General features: G+C 38.7%; 15 protein-coding genes and 1 other annotated feature. Of the genes, 12 read left to right on the top strand and 3 right to left on the bottom strand.

Going from position 1 to position 25,994, the window contains the following annotated elements; translation table 11 throughout:
* Nucleotides 1-579 precede the first annotated feature (579 nt).
* From I2F89_RS11145 to I2F89_RS11135, 3 genes are read right to left on the bottom strand one after another with little or no spacing between them, the layout of a single operon-like run.
* Nucleotides 580-1,155 (bottom strand): class I SAM-dependent methyltransferase, encoded by a 576-nt coding sequence (locus tag I2F89_RS11145; RefSeq protein WP_142433544.1) that lies wholly within the window; start codon nt 1,153-1,155, stop codon nt 580-582.
* A complete protein-coding gene (locus I2F89_RS11140) occupies nt 1,149-2,111 on the bottom strand; it encodes a TIGR01212 family radical SAM protein (protein WP_071867919.1) in 963 nt (320 codons plus the stop codon). The genes I2F89_RS11145 and I2F89_RS11140 overlap by 7 nt, the downstream gene beginning before the upstream one ends.
* Nucleotides 2,111-2,767 (bottom strand): phosphatase PAP2 family protein, encoded by a 657-nt coding sequence (locus I2F89_RS11135; protein ID WP_071867920.1) that lies wholly within the window; start codon nt 2,765-2,767, stop codon nt 2,111-2,113. The genes I2F89_RS11140 and I2F89_RS11135 overlap by 1 nt, the downstream gene beginning before the upstream one ends.
* 365 nt (nt 2,768-3,132) lie before the next feature.
* On the opposite strand from I2F89_RS11135, the gene I2F89_RS11130 reads away from it, so the two are divergent.
* The 12 genes from I2F89_RS11130 to I2F89_RS11075 all read left to right on the top strand — a co-directional run bounded on the left by I2F89_RS11130 (nt 3,133) and on the right by I2F89_RS11075 (nt 25,857).
* Nucleotides 3,133-5,166 carry a LysM peptidoglycan-binding domain-containing protein gene (locus I2F89_RS11130; protein WP_142433546.1) on the top strand — a complete coding sequence of 678 codons (2,034 nt, stop codon included), beginning with the start codon at nt 3,133-3,135 and terminating at the stop codon, nt 5,164-5,166.
* A gap of 72 nt (nt 5,167-5,238) precedes the next feature.
* Nucleotides 5,239-5,449, top strand: a binding site (T-box leader).
* A gap of 90 nt (nt 5,450-5,539) precedes the next feature.
* The gene (leuS, locus tag I2F89_RS11125; RefSeq protein ID WP_086335570.1) at nt 5,540-7,954 is read left to right on the top strand and encodes a leucine--tRNA ligase; all 2,415 of its coding nucleotides are present in this window, start codon (nt 5,540-5,542) and stop codon (nt 7,952-7,954) included.
* A gap of 583 nt (nt 7,955-8,537) precedes the next feature.
* Complete coding sequence (locus I2F89_RS11120) at nt 8,538-12,569, top strand: hypothetical protein (RefSeq protein WP_195514334.1); 4,032 nt, start codon at nt 8,538-8,540, stop codon at nt 12,567-12,569.
* Nucleotides 12,570-13,241: 672 nt separating this feature from the next.
* Complete coding sequence (locus I2F89_RS11115) at nt 13,242-17,012, top strand: hypothetical protein (protein WP_195514333.1); 3,771 nt, start codon at nt 13,242-13,244, stop codon at nt 17,010-17,012.
* Nucleotides 17,013-17,168: 156 nt separating this feature from the next.
* Nucleotides 17,169-17,483, top strand: a complete 315-nt coding sequence (locus I2F89_RS11110; RefSeq protein ID WP_010734143.1) for a PTS cellobiose transporter subunit IIB — start codon at nt 17,169-17,171, stop codon at nt 17,481-17,483.
* Between the two features lie 20 nt (nt 17,484-17,503).
* The gene (locus tag I2F89_RS11105; RefSeq protein WP_086335572.1) at nt 17,504-19,483 is read left to right on the top strand and encodes a BglG family transcription antiterminator; all 1,980 of its coding nucleotides are present in this window, start codon (nt 17,504-17,506) and stop codon (nt 19,481-19,483) included.
* A 12-nt stretch (nt 19,484-19,495) separates the two neighbouring features.
* Nucleotides 19,496-19,816 (top strand): PTS cellobiose transporter subunit IIA, encoded by a 321-nt coding sequence (locus tag I2F89_RS11100; protein ID WP_071867524.1) that lies wholly within the window; start codon nt 19,496-19,498, stop codon nt 19,814-19,816.
* A 21-nt stretch (nt 19,817-19,837) separates the two neighbouring features.
* Nucleotides 19,838-20,356 carry a hypothetical protein gene (locus I2F89_RS11095; protein WP_071867525.1) on the top strand — a complete coding sequence of 173 codons (519 nt, stop codon included), beginning with the start codon at nt 19,838-19,840 and terminating at the stop codon, nt 20,354-20,356.
* Complete coding sequence (gene celB, locus I2F89_RS11090) at nt 20,357-21,712, top strand: PTS cellobiose transporter subunit IIC (RefSeq protein ID WP_195514332.1); 1,356 nt, start codon at nt 20,357-20,359, stop codon at nt 21,710-21,712.
* Between the two features lie 487 nt (nt 21,713-22,199).
* Entirely contained in the window at nt 22,200-22,979 is a 780-nt protein-coding gene (locus I2F89_RS11085; protein WP_195514331.1) for a cyclase family protein, read from the top strand.
* Between the two features lie 147 nt (nt 22,980-23,126).
* Nucleotides 23,127-24,020: a hypothetical protein gene (locus I2F89_RS11080; RefSeq protein ID WP_086335575.1), complete on the top strand. Its 894-nt coding sequence runs from the start codon at nt 23,127-23,129 to the stop codon at nt 24,018-24,020.
* Between the two features lie 112 nt (nt 24,021-24,132).
* A complete protein-coding gene (locus I2F89_RS11075) occupies nt 24,133-25,857 on the top strand; it encodes a hypothetical protein (RefSeq protein WP_195514330.1) in 1,725 nt (574 codons plus the stop codon).
* Nucleotides 25,858-25,994: the final 137 nt, after the last annotated feature.

Genomic DNA, 25,994 nt, shown 5'->3' with positions numbered 1-25,994 from the left:
CTTGGAAAATTAGCAAGGCTAGTGTATTTATGTAACAAAAGTTGTGGCAAATAGTTTTCAGTTATTGGGAAGTGAATCTGTGATTTCTTATTAAGTCAGGTCAATGATTTTAGGAACCATGACTACGTACAATAAAAAGCACTTAATCAAGTATTCCTCTTGATAATCGTTTGATCAATAGGAGTGACGATGAATTTCTATTCTAAATACACAGACACACTTGAATGTTAATTGTATTATAGTATAATTTATTCAACAAAGAACAGGTTCATATTACGACCAAGAACCACTAGCTGGCGGGCTAGTGGTTTTTGTCTAAGCGTGTTACATAGAACATAGAGAACATCATGGGTATTTTAGGAATCCTAATAGCCATCATCACTTTTATTTTGGCAGTAGGCGTAACAATATTGATCATTCGTGTGCTAAAACAGTATTTCACCAAATCATAGGACAAATGTAATCAAGTGAATACCATTAAGAAAATGGCATTCTAATTGGTCGTTAGGTTTTGCTAAAAAAATGAAAAACCTCTTTATCTTCTCAGTTTTATCACACTAGAAGATAAGGAGGTTTTTATTAGTTGTGACTTTTCTTTTTTTCGATACAATACAAGATCGGAGGATTATTTTTTTGATTGATAAATTGATAATTCAAAACATTGAATTGTTCTTGAGGTAATGCTTGGCAAAAGCTTTGTACCATATCTAGTTCTGCTTCGCCACCTTGATGGCCATAATAAACGACGATGATCATGCGACCTTGTGGAACTAAACGTTTCAAGATTTCTTCCATCGCTGTTTTTGTCGTTTCAGGTAGCGTGATGACGGATTTATCACTTTTGGGTAAATAGCCTAAGTTGAAGATGCCGGCTTTGATGGGTTGTTGTTCAGAAATGACCGCACCAATGGTTTCATGTCCTTGTAAAAACAGGGTCGTCCGCTCCAATAAGCCCTTTTCTGACAATTTCTGTTGCGTGGACGCCAATGCTTGTTTTTGGATATCAAAACTATATACATGACCGGTTTTTCCGACTTTTTCTGCTAGAAAAACGGTGTCATACCCATTACCCATCGTCGCATCAATCACATGATCTCCCGGTTGGATGATTTCCTCCAATAGCGTATGGCTAAAATGAAGTGCCGTTTTTAACATCCGCTTTTGACTCCCTCTCGAATATTGTACTTTCCTTGGTAACTATTGCGACGAATCATTTCTTCATCGATCGCATTCAAGACTTCCCATTTTTTCAAACTCCACATTGGCCCGATCAAGGAGTCCCAAGGTGCATCGCCAGTCAAACGATGGATGATGATCTCTTGAGGAATCATTTCCAGTTGGTCACAAATGACAGATACATAATCTGCTCGACTCATCAACTGCAGTCTGCCCTCATGATAGTCTCGTAACATCTTCGTTTTACGCATCAAGTGCATCAAATGTAGTTTGATTCCTTGGATATCAGAATCTAAGATCGTGCGACGAACATTTTCCCGCATCATTTCCAAGGATTCTCCCGGTAAACCGTTGATCAAATGCGTACATACACGTATGTCGTGCTTCCGTAATTTCGCAACACCGTCTAGGTACGTCTGATAATCATGGGCTCGATTGATCAGGATGGAGGTTTCTTCATAAGTCGTTTGTAAGCCCAATTCTACCCATAAATATAAACGTTGATTCAATTCAGCTAAGTAATCAACGACTTCATCGGGTAAGCAATCTGGTCTAGTACCAATTGATAAACCAACGACACCTGGTAGATTGATGACCTGTTCAAATCGTTCACGAATGACTTCGACTGGCGCATGGGTGTTTGTGAAATTTTGAAAGTAAACGATGTATTGATTCACTTGTGGCCATTTTTTGTGCATCATATCGATTTCTTTTTGAAATTGGATCGGTAGTGGCTCTTCTGGAGCAACGATCATATCACCAGAGCCAGAAACACTACAAAAGGTACAGCCACCATGGGCAACTGTCCCGTCACGATTGGGACAATCAAAGCCACCATCGATCGGTACTTTAAAAATTTTTCCACCAAATTCATGGCGTAACGCATAATTCCAAGAATGGTAACGTTTATTTCCTTCAGCATAAGGAAATTCCATTAAAATCCCTTCTTCCTATTTGATTGTGTAAATGGCAAGCGTTGTTGGACATACCAAGGATAAGTCAAGCATAACCAAAACAGGCTCAAGCTATAACCACCGAGGATATCACTAGGATAATGGACACCCAGATAGACACGACTAGCGCCAATACTCAGAATCAGTAAACCTAACAATACTTGGATCATCCATGCCCATTCTCTCGTCTTGATCAAAGATGGCATCAAAAAAATCAGTGTGCCATACAAGATCATACTCGTTGCGGCATGTCCGCTGGGAAAACTATATGTCGTTTCGACCACTAAATGTTGCAGACTTGGACGGTCACGCATCACCAACAGCTTGATTAGTGGATTTAATATCCCAGCAACTAGCACAAAGTTGAAGATGAACCAATACAGTTCTTTTCTTTTTTTCTTGTGCCACAACCAAAGAGCAACTAATCCAAATACTAAAATGACAGTTATTGCATTTCCAAATGTCGTGATCAACCGCTGAAATGGATTCCAATCAGGATAAGGAATACGAATCCAATGGGTCAGTGTTTGGTCAAAACTAGACAATAGATCCACGCGAAATAAGACAAGTAGACTCAACGCTAGAAAAAGCAAGAAGCAACTTGCGGCTGAGATTTGGAAGATTCTTTTATTTTTCATTTAACTCCTCCTTCATGCCCAACCATTATAGCATTTATTATAAGAACGAAAAACAAGAGTTTTCTATTCCTGTTCACTTGGATCAATGAATAAAAACATATTGTTATGCAAGTTGTAATGTAATAGCAACCCTCAAGTAATATAACCGACATATTTAATTTAAAAAATAGGTGGTCATATATAATTTAATAACTCGGAATCGTTTGATTAAAGGGTTAACAAAAGCGTCAAATCAAAAAATTACGAAAGATTACATAAAGATTACAAAACAACGTAATAGTCTTAAATAACTTTTAATAAATATTAAGAGAAGTTATAATTATTGATAAGGATAGATAAAAGTAATTAAATATGGGGGATAGTATATGCAAAAGGAATTAGTAGGACGAAAAGAACGCAGACGTCTGGAACAAGCAAAGCGTTACCGTAAAGTAAAGCGAAGTGCGGCAATCGTCGGAACCGCAATGGTGGGCTGTTCAGCTGTCGCACCAGTATTACAATCAGTCGCTGTCAATGCGGATGAAACACCGATCCAAATGAACTCTCGGATCAATACCGCCGCATTTATCACAGAAATTGCCACATTTGCACAACCGATCGCAAACGCGAATGATTTGTATGCGTCAGTAATGATCGCTCAAGCAGTCGTCGAAAGTGGTTGGGGTGGCAGTACATTATCACGTGCACCGTATCATAACTTATTTGGGATCAAAGGAAGCTACCAAGGACAAACTGTTTATATGGACACGCTTGAATTCTTGAACAACCAATGGGTGACGAAAAAAGAACCTTTCCGTCAATATCCTTCTTTCGCAGAGTCTTTTAGTGACAATGCCTATGTACTTAGAAATACTTCATTTGGTAATGGCTACTACTATGCAGGCGCTTGGAAGAGTAATACTCGTTCTTATACGGATGCTACTGCCCATTTGACAGGACGCTATGCGACGGACCCAAGTTATGCGACAAAATTAAACAATCTTATCATGACGTATGGCTTGACTAAATATGACACACCAGCAACTGGAAATGCAGGCGGTGGTGCGACTACTGGCGGCGGCAATACGATCAATACAGGGAACACAGGAAGTACAAATACAGGAAGCACCAACACTGGAAGCACAAATACAGGAAATACTAGTGGAAGTACGACTACTGGTTCAACGACGTACACAGTAAAATCAGGTGATTCTGTTTGGGGCATCTCAAATGCTCATGGCATCTCAATGGCGCAATTGATCGAATGGAATAATATTAAAAATAATTTTGTTTATCCAGGACAAAAGTTGACGATCAAAGGTGGTACAGCTGGCGGTTCTTCAACAACAAATTCAGGAAACAATACAGCTTCTACAGGTAGCAGTTCTGCTGGAACAACAACAAACAATTCGTCCGGTACGCGTTATACAGTCAAAGCAGGTGACTCTGTTTGGGGTATCTCGAATGCCCACGGCATCTCAATGGCACAATTGATCCAATGGAATAATATCAAGAATAATTTTGTTTATCCAGGACAAAGCTTGATCGTTTCTAATGGTGGGTCTGCTTCTGTAAATACACCATCGGCACCAAGCACAACACCATCAACACCAAGTACAGGTGCTTCAGTTTCTGGTGCAAAATATACGGTCAAAGCAGGTGATTCTGTCTGGGGTGTGTCTCATGCCCATGGCATCTCAATGGCACAGTTGATCCAATGGAACAACATCAAGAACAACTTTATTTACCCAGGACAACAGTTGGTTGTTTCAAATGGTGGCGCATCAAGCACTGCATCAACGAATCCAGCACCTTCAACAACGACGAATAATCCAACGACTTCAAACACAGCAAGCCAAGGCTCAGGCACCTACACGGTCAAAGCAGGGGAATCTGTGTGGAGCGTCGCAAATAAAAATGGGATCTCAATGAATCAATTGATTGAATGGAACAATATCAAAAATAACTTCATCTACCCAGGTCAAAAGCTGATTGTAAAAGGCGGTAGTACAGCGGCGCCAACATCTACACCTACAACAACACCGGCAGCTGCTCCAAGCACACCGAATACGTCAGCAGCAACGAACACATCAACGTCTGGTGATACGATCTATACGGTCAAAGCAGGTGAATCCGTTTGGGGTGTAGCTGACAAACACGGCATCACGATGGATCAACTGATCGAATGGAACAATATCAAAAACAATTTCATCTATCCAGGCCAAAAAGTGGTCGTGAAAAAAGGAAATACAACAGCAGCACCTACGTCTAATGATGGCAAACGTTACACAGTCAAAGCAGGTGAATCCGTTTGGGGTGTAGCTGATAGCCATGGCATCTCAATGACTCAATTGATCGAGTGGAACAACATCAAAAATAACTTTATCTACCCAGGTCAAAGTTTGATCGTTGCAAAATAATCGTTCTAACTGAAATAATAGTTGATTGATTCAATAATATTTGTTACTATGAAGCTACTAAAAATTTAGTTGATCAACGTTTGAAAAGGAAGTAGTAAAAAGTCGAAAGTTTTAGAGAGCACATGGTTGGTGAAAATGTGTACGGACGCTTTTGAACTCGCCTTTGAGTTGCACCTGCTGAACAGTTCTCCCAGTAAGCAGAGGCGGTGACGACCGTTACAACGTTCAAGGCCTTGTTCAGTAAGGCAAAATTAGGTGGTACCACGTAGATTACGTCCTATAAAAAGAGCAATCTTTTTATAGGATTTTTTTGTTTTTCAAGGCCAGATGCTAAAAGAAAAACAGATCATTACATCAAAATAGGGGGTTCAAGATGAGCTATAATCACAAAGAAATTGAAAAAAAATGGCAAAAATATTGGGCAAAAAATAACACCTTCAATACGCATGATGAACCAGGTAAACCAAAATTCTATGCATTGGATATGTTTCCATATCCATCAGGACAAGGTCTACATGTTGGGCATCCAGAAGGCTATACAGCAACAGATATCCTAGCTCGTTTCAAACGTAGTCAAGGTTTCAACGTATTACATCCAATGGGGTGGGATGCATTTGGACTACCGGCAGAGCAATACGCATTGGACACAGGCAATGACCCTGCAGAATTTACGCAAAAAAATATTGAAACCTTCCGTCGCCAAATCAATTCACTTGGTTTTAGTTACGATTGGAATCGTGAAGTCAACACAACAGATCCTGAGTATTACAAATGGACTCAATGGATTTTTACTAAATTATACGAAAAAGGCTTAGCCTATGAAGCAGAAGTAGCCGTGAACTGGGTACCTGAACTAGGCACCGTGATCTCAAACGAAGAAGTGATCGACGGCAAAAGTGAACGTGGTGGTTATGATGTCATCCGTAAACCAATGCGTCAATGGATGCTGAAAATCACAGCTTATGCAGATCGTTTGATCGATGACCTAGAGCTTGTGGATTGGCCCGAAAGCATCAAAGAAATGCAACGTAACTGGATCGGTCGTTCAGTCGGAGCAAATGTAACGTTTAAAGTGGCTGGCACAGATAAAGAATATACGGTCTTTACCACACGTCCAGATACGTTATTTGGGGCAACCTACTCTGTGCTAGCGCCAGAGCTAGACTTAGTTCGTGAGATCACAACTCCGGAACAAAAAGAAGCAGTCGAAGCGTATATCGCAGAAACAGCGAAAAAATCAGATCTCAAACGAACAGATCTTGCTAAAGAAAAAACAGGTGTATTTACAGGGGCGTATGCGATCAACCCAGTAAATGGCAAGGAAATCCCTATTTGGATCGCTGATTATGTGTTAGCTTCTTATGGGACAGGTGCGATTATGGCAGTACCGGCACATGATGAACGTGATTACGAGTTTGCACAAACGTTTGATCTAGAAATCTTACCAGTCATCGAAGGTGGCGATATTTCAACAGCTGCCTACACAGAAGATGGTGCGCATATCAATTCTGATTTCTTGAACGGATTGAACAAAGAAGAAGCCATTGATGCGATGAATCAATGGTTGGAAGAACATGGTGTTGGGAAAAAAGAAGTCAGCTATCGTCTGCGTGATTGGTTATTCTCTCGTCAACGTTATTGGGGTGAACCAATCCCAGTCATCCATTGGGAAGACGGTACAGTAACAACCGTACCTGAAGAAGAGTTGCCATTACGTTTACCAAAAACAAGCAATATCCAACCAAGTGGAACAGGGGAGTCACCATTAGCAAACATTGACGAGTGGGTCAATGTCGTTGATCCTGAAACAGGTAAAAAAGGCCGTCGTGAAACGAATACGATGCCTCAATGGGCAGGAAGCTCATGGTATTACCTACGCTATATCGATCCACACAATAAAAAAGAGCTAGCTAACTATGAAAAACTAGAACGCTGGTTACCAGTAGATATTTATATCGGTGGGGCAGAACATGCAGTACTTCACCTATTGTATGCTCGTTTCTGGCATAAATTCCTTTACGATATTGGCGTGGTACCAACAAAAGAGCCTTTTGAAAAATTGTTCAATCAAGGAATGATCCTTGGAGGAAACAACGAAAAAATGTCTAAATCTCGTGGCAATGTCGTCAATCCTGACGATGTCGTGGAAGCATATGGTGCGGATACTTTACGTCTCTACGAAATGTTCATGGGACCATTAGACGCATCGATTGCTTGGAGTGAAAATGGCTTAGAAGGTAGCCGTAAATTCTTAGATCGTGTTTGGCGTTTGATCGTGGACGAAAACAATAAAATGCGTGATCGTATCACGACACTGAATGACGGTAAACTTGACAAAGTATATCACCAAACAGTTAAAAAAGTTACAGAAGATTACGAAAATCTACATTTCAATACAGCGATTTCTCAATTGATGGTCTTTGTCAATGAAGCATATAAAGTCGATGCCTTACCTTATGAATATATCGAAGGATTCGTACAATTACTTGCACCGATCGCGCCACATATCGGTGAAGAGCTATGGGCGATCCTAGGCAATGAACAAGATCTTTCTTATGCACCATGGCCAACTTATGATGAAGCTGCTTTGATTGAAGACGAAGTAGAAGTCGTTTTCCAAATCAATGGAAAAGTTCGTGCAAAAGCTAGTGTTGCACGTGACTTATCAAAAGAAGAACTAGAAAAAACAGCGATGGACGATGATAGTATCAAAGAACAACTAGACGGAAAAACAATCAGAAAAGTAATCGTGGTTCCAAATAAATTAGTCAATATCGTCGCAAATTAATAAGTAAGTACTAATAGAAAAGAATAAAAACGAGATGCCACATTCTCATGAAAATCATTTGGATTTCATGAGAATGTGGTTTTTTTTATAAATTTCCTTTTGAGGGAAATTTTATTATCAGTAATAATTTCTTATTTTACTCTATATAATAGTTATCCCCTTTTGTCCAAGGAATAGTAACTAATCTAGTGTAGATAAGTAAAAGGTAAAGTCGAAAAAATAGTTATCAACTGAAGTTCATATGTGGGATGTTTTTTTACCTTGCTAACGGTAAAAAAAGATTTTATTAGTATTTTAAAATTATGGATAATATTTGTATGGCATTTGCATTATTATTTTTTGAGTTTTTTTTCATTTTTTAGCGGGTTTGAACCATTGATTCCACATAAAAATCCTACTTATAACTCGCAATGATTTTTGCGAAGGTGCCTGAGCTAACTACATACCTTTTATTTATAGCTGAACTTTGCAGAAAACTTACGATCGAGTAGCTCGTTTTAAACGATTACTTATCTCAATCAGCTTATCCAAAAAGATAGATGATTACATGCATTGTCAAAAAATAAGAGAGGGGAGAGAATTTTTGAAAGCAAAAAAAATACGGATTATCGCTACATCATTCCTATTGTTTCAACAGGCATTGCTACCTTCAGTGGTAATGGCAATAGAAAACGAGTCGATAGCTAATACAGAGATCATTGAAGAACAGCCAGAAAGCCACTTATCTGAAGAAGCAACAGACGTGGTCGAAGAACCAGAACCAATTACTCACGAAGAGCCTGAAGTAGTAGTGGAAACTCCTGAAGCCCCATCAGAAGTGGCAGAAGAAGTGCCACCTATGGAAGCACCATCAGAAGCACCAGCGACGGAGGAAACGCAAGAAGAAGTGCCACCACTTGATGAAAGTCCGCTATCTGTCCATTTGGGACGGCTGAACTTAACTGCACAAAACGTAGCAGAATTAACCAATCATGGGAGAATTTCCTATATCCAAGCTGTCTTGCAAAATGCCATCAACCGAACCATTACTTTAGGCAACGAGGTGAATGCAACAGCGACTTTCTCTGTGACCGTACCGACACATTCAATGGTTCAGCGAGTAGGCAATAGTAATGGATGGATTTCTTCTATTGTCACGGATAGTCCTGCCGGAATGCCCGACGAATTTTACACACAGATGTATTATGGAAACCATTCGACTCACCGAAATACCTACACACTGACAAATATTTCGTCAAGTAACGCAGCGGTGAGTGTATCCGCTACTGTGACCATCAATTCCAATTTTACATCAACGATCAATTTTACAGTTAGAAGAGTACAGGCGGCAAGTACGACCGTAGCGTTAGATGTCCGTGGAAATGTCGGTTTAGGTACGACAGGTGTTGCGACTCAGTTTACACACATTGCGACCCCAAGACATGTGATGAATCTTAGTTATACAGGGGAAACGATTGGACAATTGACAGTGAATGCGGAAGATGAGGGAGAAGAAGAGGAAGAAAAGGAAGAAGTCGGTGTTCATGAGAATGTGACGGTTCAGGCCACAAGAAATCAAACGTTGTCACAAGAAGTGATCCGAAGTTGGTTCCATACATTACCAGGTTCAGGAAATTGGCGTTTCTCCACGACAAGCCTTGGATCTGGTTGGTTTCCTGGTTATACTAATCAATTACCAGTTTATCTTATCAATAATTCCACTGGTGGGATCACACGATTTTGGACAAATGTGACGGTCGTAGACACTGAAGCACCTACAGGTATGGAAAAAACTGAATGGACAAATATTCAAGCAAATCGTCACCGAGATTTTAACCAGGAAGAATTACGTTCGGTTATAAATAATCTTCAAGATAATTGGTCTACGTTGAGTAATATTAGAATGGCATCTACAAGAAGCTTGATGGAATTAGAACCTAACTCCACTCATTTAATTAATCTAAATGCAACAGATGAAAGTGGAAATACACAAAATTTTTACGAAACAAGAATGCGTATTATAGACACATTAGCCCCTACAGGGACAGTGAAATCAGAAATAATCGATCTTTCTAATGTTGAAACAAGCATTCCCTCTCGTTCGGAAATCATGCAATTTTTGAATAATGATTTGGAGGACAATTGGACATTAAGAGATGAAATTATCGTCCAACTGTTAGACAGTAATGGGGAAGTTATCAATTTGCAAAATCTAGAACCATCAAATAGCGTTCATACAGGTTATATTCGTCTAGAAGATGAATTTGGGAATCAATCGGCGCTACAGGAAGTGAAATTTAATCTGAGAGATATCGAAGGACCAACAGCAAATGTCACGACTACGCCAGTAGATTTTGAAGCCACAAGAGTGAATGATTTGACAAAAGAAGACATTATGAAATTCTTTATCGATGATCCAGTGGATAATAGTACACCAACGGATCAAATCGATATTTCATTAATCGATAGTTCTGAGAATACAGTAAGTATCAGAAATGTTGCTCCGTCAATAACAAATGTCTATGACGCAGCAATCCGTCTAACTGATGAATTTGGTAATTTTCGTGATTTACCAGTTACGTATCGTGTAATAGATACAATATCTCCAGACGTTACGACCAATACAACTACTAGAGATTTACAAGCACGACGAATTGGCGGACTTGAACGCTCAGAGTTATTACCGTTTGTTGATTCGATGTCGGATAACTGGACCTTGAATGATGAGATTAAATTATCATTGCTTGACTCGCTGGGTACGGCTACTTCGATTGCTGGAGTAGCACCTAACTTACTCCAAACATATACAGGATTTTTAAATGTAGAAGATGAAGCAGGCAATGCGAATAGAAATAAAATGATCAATTATCGCGTAATCGATACACAAGCGCCGACAGGAAGTGCTAAAGGAACTTGGACAATTTTTGAAGCTAATCGTCATCGCGATTTTACCCAAGAAGAATTACGACTACTATTTCATAGTATTTCGGATAATTGGACATTACCAGAAAATATTCGATTAGAAAATCATCGCCATTTATATGTTTTATCTCCGAATGATCCAAATGGATACCATCCAATGGATATCACGGCAATTGATGAAGCTGGAAATGAACATATTTTTAGAGGAACTATGCCAAGAATAGTTGATACTACGGCGCCAACTGCTAGCTTCAAAGATGAAGTCATTGATTTTTCTACGCTCACTTCGAATACGTTCTCTCGAACGGATTTGTTGCGATTTTTCAGTAGCGCCCCTGTCGACAACTGGACATTACCAGAAAATATCACCATCGAATTAGTCGATAGTCAAGGAAATGCATTTGCGTTGGATGACTTGGAGTTCCAAGAATATACAGGCTATATTCGTTTGGAAGACCAACACGGGAATCGTACGGATCTACAAGAAGTCAAATTTCTTGCAGGAGATAACGAAGGACCGACAGGGAACGTCATCACGACACCAGTCGATTTTCAAGCACGTCGAGTGAATGAATTGACGAGAGACGAGCTACTAAAGTTCTTTACCGAAGATCCATTGGATAATACGACAGCAACCGATCAAATTGATCTTTCTTTACGTAATAATATTGGCGAAACTGTGAGTATCGTCAATGTTGCACCTTCGCCAACCATTTATGATGCCAACGTTCGTCTACAAGATATTCGAGGCAATTACACGGAATACGCTGTTAACTATCGCGTGATCGATACACAAGCACCGACCGGTTCGATCAATCAGACAACGACTGTCTTTGAAGCGACGCGTACACGTGATTTTACACAGGAAGAATTACGTTCTTTACTTATTGATTTAGAAGATAATTGGACAGAACGAGAAGCAATCACGTTAACAAATAATGTTCCGTTACATACTATGCCTCCTCATAGTCCTGGTGAATGGTATTATGAGCTACAGGTGGATGCCACGGATGAAGCAGGAAATACGACTACGTTTGAAAAAACGAAAGTTCGGATTGAAGATACCACAGCACCTGAGGGGGTATTAAAAGATCCGTTAGTATTCACAAAAGGACAAACAGCTCCAAGCGGACGAGAATTTCTAGATGGTGATCCGACCGACAACTGGTCATTGTCACCAGATATTCAAGTGGTAGTTACATATGAAAACAATGTCGCGTTCGCAGATTTAGAAGTGGGAACGTATGGTGTGACAGTCACTTTGACGGATCAACAGAGAAATTCTCGAACATTGAACAGTCAAGTTACGATTTTAGAAGATACGTCCGAGTATATCGATGTGACGATCCCGATGAATGTGTCCTTTGCCCAAAGCAAAGAAAGTAATGGTATTGTCTCACCAACTTATCAAATCCAAAATAATGCGGAACGTGCGGTCCAAGTGTCAGTAAGTTCAGTCGTTAGTCAATCAGAAACGGAAAAACTAACAGAAATCGACCTTGGAGTGAAAAACAATCTGAATGATAATCAAGTGATGTTGATCTCATCAGGTAAAAATCTCAATAACCGCAGAGAACTAGGAACGATTGACGGACATAGTACTTCTTTCTCCTTCTCATTATTTGGCACAGTTGGCGAAAACTTTGATTTTGAAAGTTTGGACGATCCATTGAATCCGATTTACAGTATGCGCTTGAATTTCAATGCACAGTAAAAAAAAATTTTTATCAAATGAAATAGGTGAAGAGAAAACCTAGCATTCTTTATAGAATAATAAGAGAACAGTAAGAAAGTAAATGCTTTCTTACTGTTTTTTTTATTTTAGTTAAAAAAATTATTTATGAGGAAAAGGTTTGGAAGTTCTCATAGAAAAAAACATTAATTTGTACTTATAGAAATTTTGGTTTTAGATAGAGGGTGAGAATACGGAAACATGAAGAGAAATCAGCAATATATAGTGAATATCAAGAAAACATATCGAGCAATTCGGTAACAATATGATTAAAATTCAATGTTTGTTTCTCTAATTTAAAGTTAAAACCATTTTTTTTGCCTTTCTAACGGTAAAAAAAGATTTTGTTCCTATACTGGAATTGTGGATAATTTTAATGTGGAATGTGTACTATCTTTGTTAGATATTAAAAAACATTCAGTGAAAGAATTACATAAAACAATTATTCGATCGTGAGAAGGCGATTCTGCGAACTGTTTATACTGAATGAAACAGATACATCCTCTATCTGTATGAGCCATTAGGCAGCTTTTTTGTGATCAAGCACATAGTTTTTTAACGCCTACATATAGTTACCAGTTGATCTCAAAGATGCATACAGTCAGTAGGTTTAACATGCACATTCTAAAAGAAAGAGAAAGGGGGACAGAATTTTTGAAAGCAAAAAAAATTCGGATGATCGCTACTTCAGTCCTATTGTTCCAACATACATTGTTGCCATCGGCAGTATTTGCCATAGAAAATGAGACGATTGCTAGTACGGAAATCATGGAAGAGCAGTCAGAAAGCCACTTATCTGAAGAAACACCAGAAGATGTTATAGAAGAACCAACAGTACAAGAATCAACAGTACAGGAACCAACAGTACAAGAAGAGGCTCCGGAGGAATCGATCCTCTCTGAGCAACCAGCGACTGTAGAGGAAACACAAGTGGTCGAAGAAGAGCCAGTTGTCTCAGAAGAACCAACGACGGATATACCAACTGAGGCAACAGTTTTACCACCACTTGATGAAAATTCGCTAGTGGTGAATTACTTAGCACGCTTGAATTTGACCACAGAAAATGTGACTCAATTAACGAATCATGGTAGGAGTTCTTATCTTGAAGGTGTATTACAAAATGCGATCAACCGAACCATTAATTTAGCGAATGCCGCAAACTCAACTGCCAGTTTCTCTGTCACTGTACCAACACACTCATTGGTTGAGCGTGTTAATGGAAATAATGGTTGGATTTCATCGATCGTCACGGACAGTGATGCCGGAATGCCGGACGAGTTTTACACACAGATGTATTATGGGAACCATTCAACGCATGGAAACACGTATACTTTATCGAATATTTCTTCAAGTAATGCTGCTATAAGTGTAGCAGCAACGGTGACAATCAATAACAATTTCACTGCAACTATCAACTTCACAGTAACAAGAGTACAGGCGGGAAATGAAGCTGTAACGTTAGATATTCGCGGAAATGTTGGTTTAGGTACGACAGGGGTTGCGACGCTATATCCAAACATTGCGACACCAAGAAAAGTGATGAATCTTAGTTATTCAAATGAAACGATTGGACGATTGACGATCAATCCAACAATAACTTATGTAATTAAAAATCCTGTGACGATCGAAGCCCAACGTCCAGCTCGTGTACCCAGTGATACAATACGTGATACTTGGTTTGATTCCGTACCTACGTATGCGCGTAATTATTATTACTATGTTGCTGGTACGATAAACAACAATATGTGGTATCCAGGTCGAACTGGTTCAATGACAGTCAATGTAGCAGATTCTTCCAATTCAATCGTCTATGAACGCATTTCGACAAACTATGTCGTGGTGGACACCACACCACCAGAAGGAACGGCAGTCGAAGATTTCGTCACAATCCAAGCCAATCGTCACCGAGATTTTACCCAAGAAGAGTTACGATTATTAGTGAACGGATTGAAAGATAATTGGTCAGAATTAGAAAACATCACATTAACTTTCGAAAAAAAATTATATAACCTTAGTCCTAGTACAAGTTATCAAGATTGGGTGAAATTGACAGATGAATCTGGTAATGAACGTTCATTGCTCAATACGAAGTTGCGTATTACTGATACCATAGCGCCAACAGGGACAGTGAAATCAGAGACGATCGACCTCTCTGGGGTAACAACGGCTATTCCTTCACGGACAGACCTTTTGGCATTTCTGAATAATGATCTGGATGACAACTGGACATTACCAGAAAACATCAAAATCGAACTCGTTGACAGTAATGGTTCAGTGATCAATTTACAAAATTTAGAGTCAGAGGATAACATTTATACAGGCTATATTCGCTTAGAAGACGCACAAGGAAATCAATCAAACCTACAAGAAGTAAAATTCCAGGGAAGAGATGCGGAAGGTCCAACAGGAAATGTCACAACATCACCAGTTGATTTCCAAGCGCGAAGAAGTGAGGAATTGACGCGAGAGGAACTCTTAAGTTTCTTTACGGATGATCCTCTAGATAACGTGACACCAACCGATGAGATTGATCTTTCCTTACGTAACAATGTTGGCGATATCGTGAGTATTGTCAATGTCGCACCGTCAACGACTGTTTATGATGCGAAAGTTCGTTTACAAGACCAAGCAAACAACAAGACAGAATATTCAGTCAATTATCGGGTGGTGGATACACAAGCGCCGACAGGAACAGTCAGAAATCATTGGACGGTGTTTGAAGCCAATCGTCATCGCGATTTTACCCAAGAAGAATTGCGCCAGCTAATTGATAATTTAGCAGATAATTGGTCAGAGTTAGAAAATATTCAACTGAAGAATCATCGTCACTTATATGATTTGTCTCCGAATAGTGGAGGGACTTACCATCAACTGGATCTCACGGCATCCGACGAATCCGGGAATGAACACATTTTTGACAATACCATGGCACGGGTAGTGGATACTACGGCGCCAACCGCTAGCTTCAAAGATGAAGTCATTGATTTTTCTACGCTCACTTCGAATACGTTTTCTCAAACGGATTTGTTGCAGTTTTTCAACGGTGCCCCCGATGATAACTGGAGCTTGCCAGAAAACATCACCATCGAATTAGTCGATAGTGAAGGGAACGAATTTGAGTTAGACGACTTAGAGTACAAAGAATATATTGGCTTTATTCGTTTAGAAGATGAACAAGGAAATCAATCGGCGTTACAAGAAGTCAAATTTCTTGCGGGAGATAACGAAGGTCCGACAGGAAATGTCGTCACGCAACCTGTTGATTTTCAAGCACGAAGAAAAGATGAATTGACGAAAGATGAGCTATTGCAGTTCTTTACTGAGGACCCATTGGACAACACGACACCAACCGATCAAATTGATCTTTCCTTGTGTAATGATAACGGGGATATCGTAAGTATTGTCAATGTTGCCCCATCGACAACCGTTTATGATGCGAATGTTCGTCTAGAAGATATCCGAGGAAACTATACGGACTATTCGGTTAACTATCGCGTAATCGATACGCAAGCACCAACTGGTATAGTTAGAAACCATTGGACGGTGTTTGAAGCCAATCGTCATCGGGATTTTACCCAGGAAGAATTAAGGGAACTAATCAGCGATTTAGCGGACAATTGGTCAGAGTTAGAAAATATCCAGTTGATAAATCATCGTCACTTATATGACTTATCTCCGAATGGATTCAATGCCTACCATCCAATGAATATTACAGCAACCGATGAAGCTGGAAATGAATATATTTTTAATAATGCGATGCCACGGATTGAAGATACTACGGCACCTGACGGAACATTAAAATATCCGTTAGTGTTCACGAAGGGGCAAACAGCACCAGCGCCTCGTGAATTTTTAGATGGTGATCCGACCGACAACTGGTCATTATCACCAGATATTCAAGTCGAAGTTGCGTATGAAAACAATGTGCAATTTACCGATTTAGCGGTAGGCGATCATGGTGTAACGATCACCTTAACAGACGAAGCTGGCAATGCACGGACATTGAACAGTCAAGTCACGATTCTAGAAGATACGTCCGAGTACATTGATGTGACGATTCCTACAAATGTATCCTTTTCGGAGAGTAAAGAAAGTAATGGTATTGTCTCACCAACTTATCAAATCCAAAACAATGCGGAACGTGCGGTCCAAGTGTCAGTGAGTTCGGTCGTTAGTCAATCAGCTACCGAAAAACTAACAGAAATCGATCTAGGGGTGAAAAACAATCTGAATGACAATCAAGTCATGTTGATCTCATCAGGTAAAAACCTCAATAACCGCAGAGAACTAGGAACGATCGAAGGACATAGCACTTCTTTTTCCTTCTCATTATTTGGTACAGTTGGCGAAAATTTTGATTTTGAAAGCTTGGATGATCCATTAAATCCGATTTACAGTATGCGTTTGAATTTCAGTGCGCAATAATTGAGAAGAAGTTGCACAGCCGTGTGACTTCTTTTTTTTACGTAATTTTATAACTATTTTCCTAAGCGATACGGAAAAATCCATTTTGAAAAGAAAGCGATTTCATTTTATAGTGAATGTAAGAAATTCAATCAAAAAAATAGAGGAGTGATCGTAATGAAAAAAGCATTGATTATTTGTGCCGCAGGAATGTCTTCTTCGATGATGGCATCAAAAACAACAGAATATTTTAAAGGAAAAGGCGAAGAGGTATTTGTTGACGCGGTTTCTGCAACAGAAGGGGACAACCAAATCAAGACAAGTGATTTCGATTTGTTCTTGATCAGTCCTCAAACTACAATGTACTTGGATAAATTTGTTAAACTAGGAAAAACAGTAGGGAAACCGGTCGTAAGTATACCATTCCAAGCGTATGTTCCTATCCCTACGGGTATCCAAAAATTAGCAGAGCTGATTGAGGAAAATATATAGACGAATAGGGGAAGATAATAATGAAACAAACAGAAAAAGAGTTATTGCGGCAATTGATTGATCATCAAGGAGAATACCTCACAAGCCAGTACCTCGCTTCTGAATTATTATTATCTGACCGTACGATTCGAAACTATTTGAAAACATTGAATGAAGTGATCGAAACCAATGGCGGAAGACTCATTGCAAAGCAAGGGCAAGGGTATCAATTAGAGGTCGTCAACAAGCTTGCTTTTGCGCTGTTTTTAAAGCAACGAGAAGTCACTGTGGAATATGGCGATCAGGTGACTGAGTTCTATGGTTCAGAAGATCGAAAAAAGTATATTTTAAATAAACTACTTTTGGAAGATCGCGCAATCGTGATCGATGATTTGGCAGAAGAGTTATATATCAGCCGTTCGAGTTTAGTGAATGATATCCAAGAAATCAAAGAGAAGTTAGCCGAATATTCGTTGAAAATTGTGTCGAAACATAAACAGGGAATGTGGATCGAGGGTCAAGAACAAGACAAGCGACATGTGATCATGGATACCTTTTTTGGAAATAAGTATACCAATTCTTTAAAAGAATATCTCGGTAACAGTCAATTCTTCAAGGAAATCAATTTTGAAGAATTAGTGATCATCATCTTGGACGAGATTCGTGAATCCAAATTAAAGGTGTCCGATTTTGTGATACAAAATTTAGCGTTACATTTAGCATTGGCAATCAAGCGAATGCGAGCCGGATTTGAGATACAAGTGCCTGAAATCACTGGAGAAGAAATCCATGAGACCGAATATCAAGCAGCCAAGAATATAACCAGACGGATCGAGTCTATAATGAATGTTCGTTTCCCAAAAGATGAAATTGCTTATTTAGCCTTACATTTGATGGCTAAATCGAATCAAAGCCATAAAAGGGAGAATCAGGAGTTAGTGACAGAGCTAATGTCAGTTCTTAAAGAGCTTGCTCAGGTTCTTGGTCAGTCAATCGTCGAAGATTATCAATTCAGGAATGGCTTGCTCAATCATTTAGAACCAATGTTGGTTCGTTTAAAGAGAGGGATTGCTTTGGAAAATCCTTTAACAAAAGAGATCAAAAAAGAAGATCCGCGAGCCTTTGAATTGACTAAACACTATTTCAGTCAGATGCCTTCTTTGAAAGGTTATAAAATCAATGAGGATGAATGGGCGTATTTAGCGCTTCACCTAATGGCAGCGATTGAAAAAAATAAGGTCGATTGTAAACTACAGGCGTTGATCATCTGTGCGACTGGTTATGGAAGTGCACAATTGCTGAAAAATCGGGTATTGAGTGAATTTGGGAAAAACATTGCAGTGAAACAAGTAAAAGGCTACTACGAAATCGATGAACAGGCATTAGAAGATATCGATGTAATCATTTCTTCTATTGATTTATCTACGATGTTTTTCAAAGTACCTGTTCTCCATGTTAGTGTTTTCTTGAATGATCAGGATGTTCAAAAGATCCGTAAAGTGATTGAAGAACATCGTCCAAGTTGTTTTGTGAAACCACAAGAAGCGTTATCTTTTATGAAGGAAAAAGTAAGTTTTTATGAAGAGCAGATTTCTAGAAATTGGTTTAAAGTTTATCCTTCAGCACCAACAAAAGTCCAAGCTATCAATGATTTATTGGCACTTTTACAAGAAGATGAAACGGAGAATTATACGTCTGAGATGGCTCACCAAATCGAACGTCGTGAGAAAATGGGGCAAATCATTTTCAGTGAACAAGTAGTTGTCCCGCATCCAGCGATCCCAGTGGGGGCTACTGCTAAAATTGCAGTGGGGATCATTCCTGATGGGATGGAATGGGATGAACAAGGGGCGATCCATTTTGTCTTTCTAGTCTCTCCTTCTTGTATTGAGAATGAAGGAATCACTGTTGTAACGAAAGCAATCGTGAAATTTATTGATCGATTGGATTTACAGCAGCAGATTTTAGCTGAACCAACGTTTGAAAATTTTAATGAACAATTTATAAAAATGATTTATTAAGGAGGAGTCTTGATGACGGAGAAAATGACGAGTGAAGAGCTCCAAGTAACCGCTTTTGATATTATTTTTCACAGTGGCAATGCACGAACATTGATCCACGAGGCATTTGCTTTGTTACGAGCAGAAGATTTTACAGAAGCAGAAGAAAAGCTAAATGAAGCAAATCAAGAAATTTTAGAAGCCCATAAATCACAAACGCATTTATTGAAGGAATACGCGAGTGGGCAAAAAATTGAAATGGAGATCATTATGGTCCATGCGCAAGATCATCTGATGACGACGATGACGTTATTGGAAGTTGCAAAAGAAATGAGCTATCTATATCAAAAATAAACAAGAACAGGGGGTGAAAAAATGAGTGAAGCTGAAAAAAAACAACGAGAATTAGAGAAAAAGGCATTTAGTTTGAAAGTCTTGTATTTTAATCGTTATTTGATCATTCGCTACTTAACGGCTGGGTTCTTTTTTACCAATCTTTATTGGCTGGTTGCCTTACTTCTTGCGAGTAGCAAGATGTTTTGGGTGCCATTAGGGCTATTATTCTTTCTTTTACCAGTCGTCGCAGAACAAGTGGCACTCTATCGCACACATAAAAACAATGCAACGGTTACTCGAAATTATTACCGCTTGCAAGCGGTAACCAACGTATTTCTCCTATTAGCAGTATTTTCACCAGGGTATTCTCAGTTGTTTCCTTTTATGGCGAATGGTTCAAATGGTCAAGCATTGATTTTATTTGTGATTGCCAGTGGGTTGCTAATCTGTCTGTTTTGTCAGCGACGCTTGAATAAAATCCATGCAAATACGGATCGTCACTATCAACGAATCAAAGAGTATGAACGTGTAGTACATTTTGGAAAGGGGAGTAAATAGATGTTTGATTTTCTACAGAAATATTTGATGGGACCGATGGGGAAAGTGGCACAGTTCAAGATCGTACGCGCAGTAATGGCTGCTGGGATGGCGTCGATTCCCTTTACGATCGTAGGCTCGATGTTTTTAGTTTTGAATATTTTACCGTTACCATTTCCATTTTTAGAAGGATTTTTCAATGCAACTTTCTTTAAAGTCAGCGACTTGTATATGATCGTCAACACGATGACGATGGGGATATTATCTGTTTATTTTGCTATTGTATTTGCTTATGAATTAACGTCGATCGAAAGAGATGAACAAGCACTGAACGTCAATCCTTTAACTGGCGCGCTATTATCTGTTTTTGCTTTCTTTATGTGTATTCCAGAGTTGATCATTTCAGACGGAAAAATCAGCTTGATCTCTAGTATGACCGATGCAGAAACTATTGTTAGTGGGGTACGTATGGGCGCATTTGTCGAACGTCTAGGTACGTCAGGTATTTTTACCGCAATCATCATGTCTTACATTGCAGTTGAGTTGTATTGTATGTGTGTAAAACGCAACTGGGTCATCAAGATGCCAGATGTTGTACCACCTGGGGTTTCACGTTCCTTTACCGCGTTGATCCCAACGTTTGTGATTGCCTTTGTGGTGATGCTTGTCAACGGCACATTAGTTGCTTTAGGAACAGATATTTTCAAAATGATCGCTATTCCATTTGGATTTGTAACAGAATTGACGAATACGTGGATAGGTATCATGATCATTTATTTCTTGATCCACGCATTATGGATCGTAGGGATTCATGGGGCGAATATTATTACCTCATTCTTGACACCAATCGTCTTAGCGAATATGGCAGCAAATGCGCAAGGTGCAAATTATCCATTAGCCGGCGAATTTAATAACTCTTATGTAACAGTTGGTGGTTCTGGAGCGACATTAGGACTAATTATCTTTATTGCTTTTATGGCAAAATCCGATCAGTTAAAAGTATTAGGAAAAGCATCATTAGTACCAGGGATCTTTAATATCAACGAGCCAATCATTTTCGGGATGCCGATCGTTTATAACCCTTACTTGGCAGTACCATTTTTCTTAGCACCAATGGCATCCGCATCATTAGCATACTTTGCCATCAAACTAGAAATCGTTCGACCAATGTTAGCTCAAATGCCGTGGCCTTCACCTGTAGGGATCGGCGCCTTTGTTGGTAGTGGAGGTGACTGGAAAGCCGCTGTCTTAGCCGTCTTATGTGCGATTCTCGGCTTTATCATCTGGTTGCCATTCATCAAGTTTTATGACAATAAATTATTGACTGAAGAACAAGAAAAAGCCGCAGAATTAGCAAGAGAAGGTTCAGTAGCTTAGTGATTCAAAAGAAAACTCAGTTGCCATTCGTTAGAGATGGTAACTGAGTTTTTTAGTGAGTTGTTATGAAAAAAGGAAAGCCTATATATGTTGAATAATGAGAAAATTGGAGAAGCTTGTAAAAATAACCTTGTATACAAAAAAATAGATATCTATTGGTCAATAGAACCTACAAAGTTACTTCTAGAGGGAGAACACTATCAAAGTAAGGCATGAAATAGTAGAAAACAGTTGCTCCCCCTCTTAAAGGAAGCCGCAACATTTCAATTGCCAGGAGAGTCAAAAGCGCAACATGATAAAAATAAGGAGAATAGTCTGGTTCATATATGGATAGTCATAAAAGGATGTAAACGTGGTCGATAGCAACTCAAGGATGCTTGATATTTATATCAAATAACAGAAAAAAAAGGACAAATATGTGGGAAATCCTCCGTATACTAGACACAAGCATGAAATAAAGATGTTTAGAAAAAAGGAGGACAAGTAAATGAAAATGATTGATTTAAGTATCACGATCGAAAATGAAGTGCCAAGTGATCCGCAAGAAATGATTCCGGTGATCAACTATTTAGACCACGAGAAAAGCGTGCCTGATATGTTACGCTTTTTTGAAACAGCAAAAAAGGAAGACTTACCTAATGGCTTAGCTTGGGCGATGGAAAGTGTCCAGCTCACTACGCATACAGGTACTCATATGGATGCACCTTACCATTATCATCCAACAATGGATAATGGACAGCCAGCTTGGACCATTGAAGAGGTGCCCCTTGATTGGTGTTATGGGGAAGGTGTCATGCTTGATTTTTCAGATAAACCAAATGGCTATCAGTTGACGGTCACTGACTTTCAACACGCCTTGAAAAATATCAACTATACACTCAAAGAAAAAGATATCGTGCTTATCCAGACAGGTGCTGCGCCGTTTTGGGGGACGCCAAACTATTTGATCAGTGGATGTGGTGTCGGACGAGAAGCAACCCTTTGGTTATTAGAACAAGGAATCTGTTTAGTTGGTACGGATGCTTGGTCGTGGGATCGACCATTACCGTTTATTGCGGAAGAATTTAAACAGACTCGCAATCCCTCGATTATTTGGGAAGGTCATTTTGCTGGAATCGAAAAGAAATACTGTCATATTGAAAAATTGACGAACTTAGATCAACTGCCATCCACTGGTTTCAAGCTAAGCTGTTTCCCAACTAAAATCAAAAAAGCGAGTGCTGGTTGGACACGAGTGGTCGCGATCATGGAAGAAAATCAATGTTGATTTGAAAAAGAATGAACGGATTTAGACATCTAGCGTCTGCCTATAGTGGGGGCGCTGAATGTTCAGATCTGTAAATGGAAGAACTGCGGACAAGAACAAGTAGGGCAAGCTGAGACAAAGCCAGTTAGTTCATGGAGGGATAGATCAATGGATTCAGAAAAAGATATCTTGCTTTATGGCTTATATAAGAAACGTGAAGCTTTTTTTGCCGATGTAAAGAATAATAAAGTTGATCTACAAGGCTATCCAACCTTATCTGGTGAATCAGAACATGCACATATCATTGATTATTATAATAACAAGCTACATATGGCGATAGTTGAACGAAAAAGATCAGGAAGGTTACGCACTTTTGGGCAGTGGCGTCTATTTATAGAACAACTACCTTTTGTGTTATTCCGATTTTGGTATGAACATCCGCTTTGGAAACAATACTTGCAGTGTATGGACTGGAGTCCTAAGAACTGTTTATGGGCAACGTTCAATTATCCAATCTTTCATGAAAATCTTCGACTAGAAGGTGTCGTATTGTATTTTCAAAATGCAGAAGGCGAGATAATAAGTTGTAATGACCATATTACTAGAGGCTGTAAAAATGGCATCGATATGGCCATCCATTATCCCAATATTCTCATTTATTTCGTGTTGGATGGCATAAAGATGAAAGAAGTCATGAAAAAAAATCGCCAAAAAAAGTACAAAAGTGAGTATACCTGTAAAGAATTACGCTATATTTACCGACATTGGTATCAATTAAAGGAGAAAGTCTTATTTTTCCTAAATCGAAAAATTGTAAATGCTCCTTGGATTGAAGGAGATCACATTCATGAATGGCAAAAGTATCATGAGCATCGTAAGAAAAAGTTAGGGAAAGAGATCTCTAAATCTGTGGACGATCTAACATATGATGTTTTCCCAGAAGAGAAGAAGAAAAATGAATTAAAGTCTTTCAAATCACTGCTTTTAGAAGTAAGTGAGAAAGGACACATCCAAAAAAAAATAGAAAAATCTATCGGTAGACAGCGAGCGTTCACGTTGTGAAGTATTTAGATGATTCGTGTATATATTATTGGCTGTTACGGCAACAAATATTTGGTTATTGAAGTGTATTCGTAGAATAAACAGGCGTCACTGGGGAACAGGAGAGAAAAGAATGATAGCAAATGAAATAAAAATTTTGTTTTTTGGGAAGAAAAGTGAGTATCAATGGTTATTTGAGTCAAATGAATCGGAACGATTCCAACCGGGTAAAGACTATCAGGTACAAATGTTTGACGCATGTAATAATGAAATAGAGAAGTTGATCATTCAGTTTGTTAAGGAAAATAAACTACTTACATTAAAAGACTGGGAGGATTTTTCTGATAACTTACCTTTGTTACTATTTCCACAAAATGAAAAAAAATTAATTTATTTTTCTGAATACTATGAGTCAATGAATCGCTATCCTGAGAATCACTTAACAAACGTTTTTGAAGGAGCCATCCAAGCAGGAAATCTTCAGACAGATGGCCAAAGATTATTCTATACCAATGCTGTTGGAAATGAAATTTCAATCAATCTACTTAAGGAACATGGGTACAAGACGGCTCTAGATATGGCAATGAGTCATCAGCTAACTATTTTATTTTCTTTAAGTCATTTCAATCAAAGAGATATCAGCGATTACGATTTTTTAAACCGCTCTGAAACAGCTATTTTTCGCGAATCGATTCACTATATCTATCGAGAATTTTCGCAATTAAAAAATTTTAAAGAAAAGTTTCTTTTTATAAACAACATAGAAAGTGTGCCACCACCTTGGATTGATGGAAATTATATCAAAGATTGGCAAGCTTACATTAAGCAAGAAATTGACACGAAAAAGTCAGAATCAGAAACGAATCAAGAACCAATAAATAATAGAAAAATATTATTTTTTGGTCATGAAAGCGCCTGTGAATCGTTAGCTAAAACCCCTGAAATAGAGGAGAAACTCGTCAACAAGGACTATAAGGCGCATATGTTTGACGCTTGTAATAAAGCAATCGAAAAGTTGATCATGGGACATGTTGAGGAAGGGAAACTGATAACCAAGGAAGATTGGGAGATTTTTACTAATAAATTACCTTCTTTGTTGGAATCACAAAGCGAAAAGCTAGTACATGTACCTGAGTATCTTCGAACGATGGGGTTAGAGAGGGAAGATCAATTCAATCGATTAAATAAAATAATGGGAGTGTTTTTTACCAAAACATCACCCGGTAGTTTAAAAACAGATGGAAAAAAACTATATTATGAATTTTACTGTTATAAAGATCATAAAATGAAAGCGCCTGTAAAAGGGCTTGAAATACAAGCTTATGAGATTGCAGTGGATATGGCTATAAAAGAGAATATCCCGATTTATATTTCCTTAGATGGTATTGACCTGCGTGGGATATGTTTTAAACTTCAAAAACACAATGTGGATTTACTCCCTAAGAGGGTCCTTAAAAATGAGCTTTTGCTACGTGCACTCCGACAAATTTACCGGAATTATTCAGAACTAGGGGAGAAAGTTACTTTCTTTGAAAACGGAAAAAGAGTAGCTCCACCTTGGATCAAGGGCGCATTTGTTCTAGAGTGGCAAAGATATTTTGAGCGTAAAAAAAATAAACTGGAACAGAAAAACATCCCCTCTTCTCTGACAAAAGTAAACCGAATGAATAAATTAATACAGACAATTCATGACGAGAATATCATACAAACGGTCAAAAAAATGAGAAAAGATATGAATCCAGCCTTTCGGGAAAAAGTAGAAATGTTTGGCAAACAGGCAAGTGCGCTAAATGAACAGAGGATCAGACAACAAGCTCAAACAAAAGTAAGGAGACATTCCGTTCAGGTAGAAAAGTAAGAGGAATATCAATTTTCGTATTTACGTGTAAATGATTAAGTTTAAGAAAGTGGGATAGTGGAAGGGATACAGACAAAGTGTACCTTTTATGATTTGGGATGGATGAGCAGCGAAAACTATTTTATCAAGGTGTAATT

This window comes from Enterococcus sp. 1001283B150225_161107_E12 (assembly GCF_015556925.1).
Taxonomy (GTDB): domain Bacteria; phylum Bacillota; class Bacilli; order Lactobacillales; family Enterococcaceae; genus Enterococcus_B; species Enterococcus_B mundtii.
Note: the sequence above shows the minus strand (reverse complement) of the source record. Positions and strands in the feature narration are given on the sequence as shown.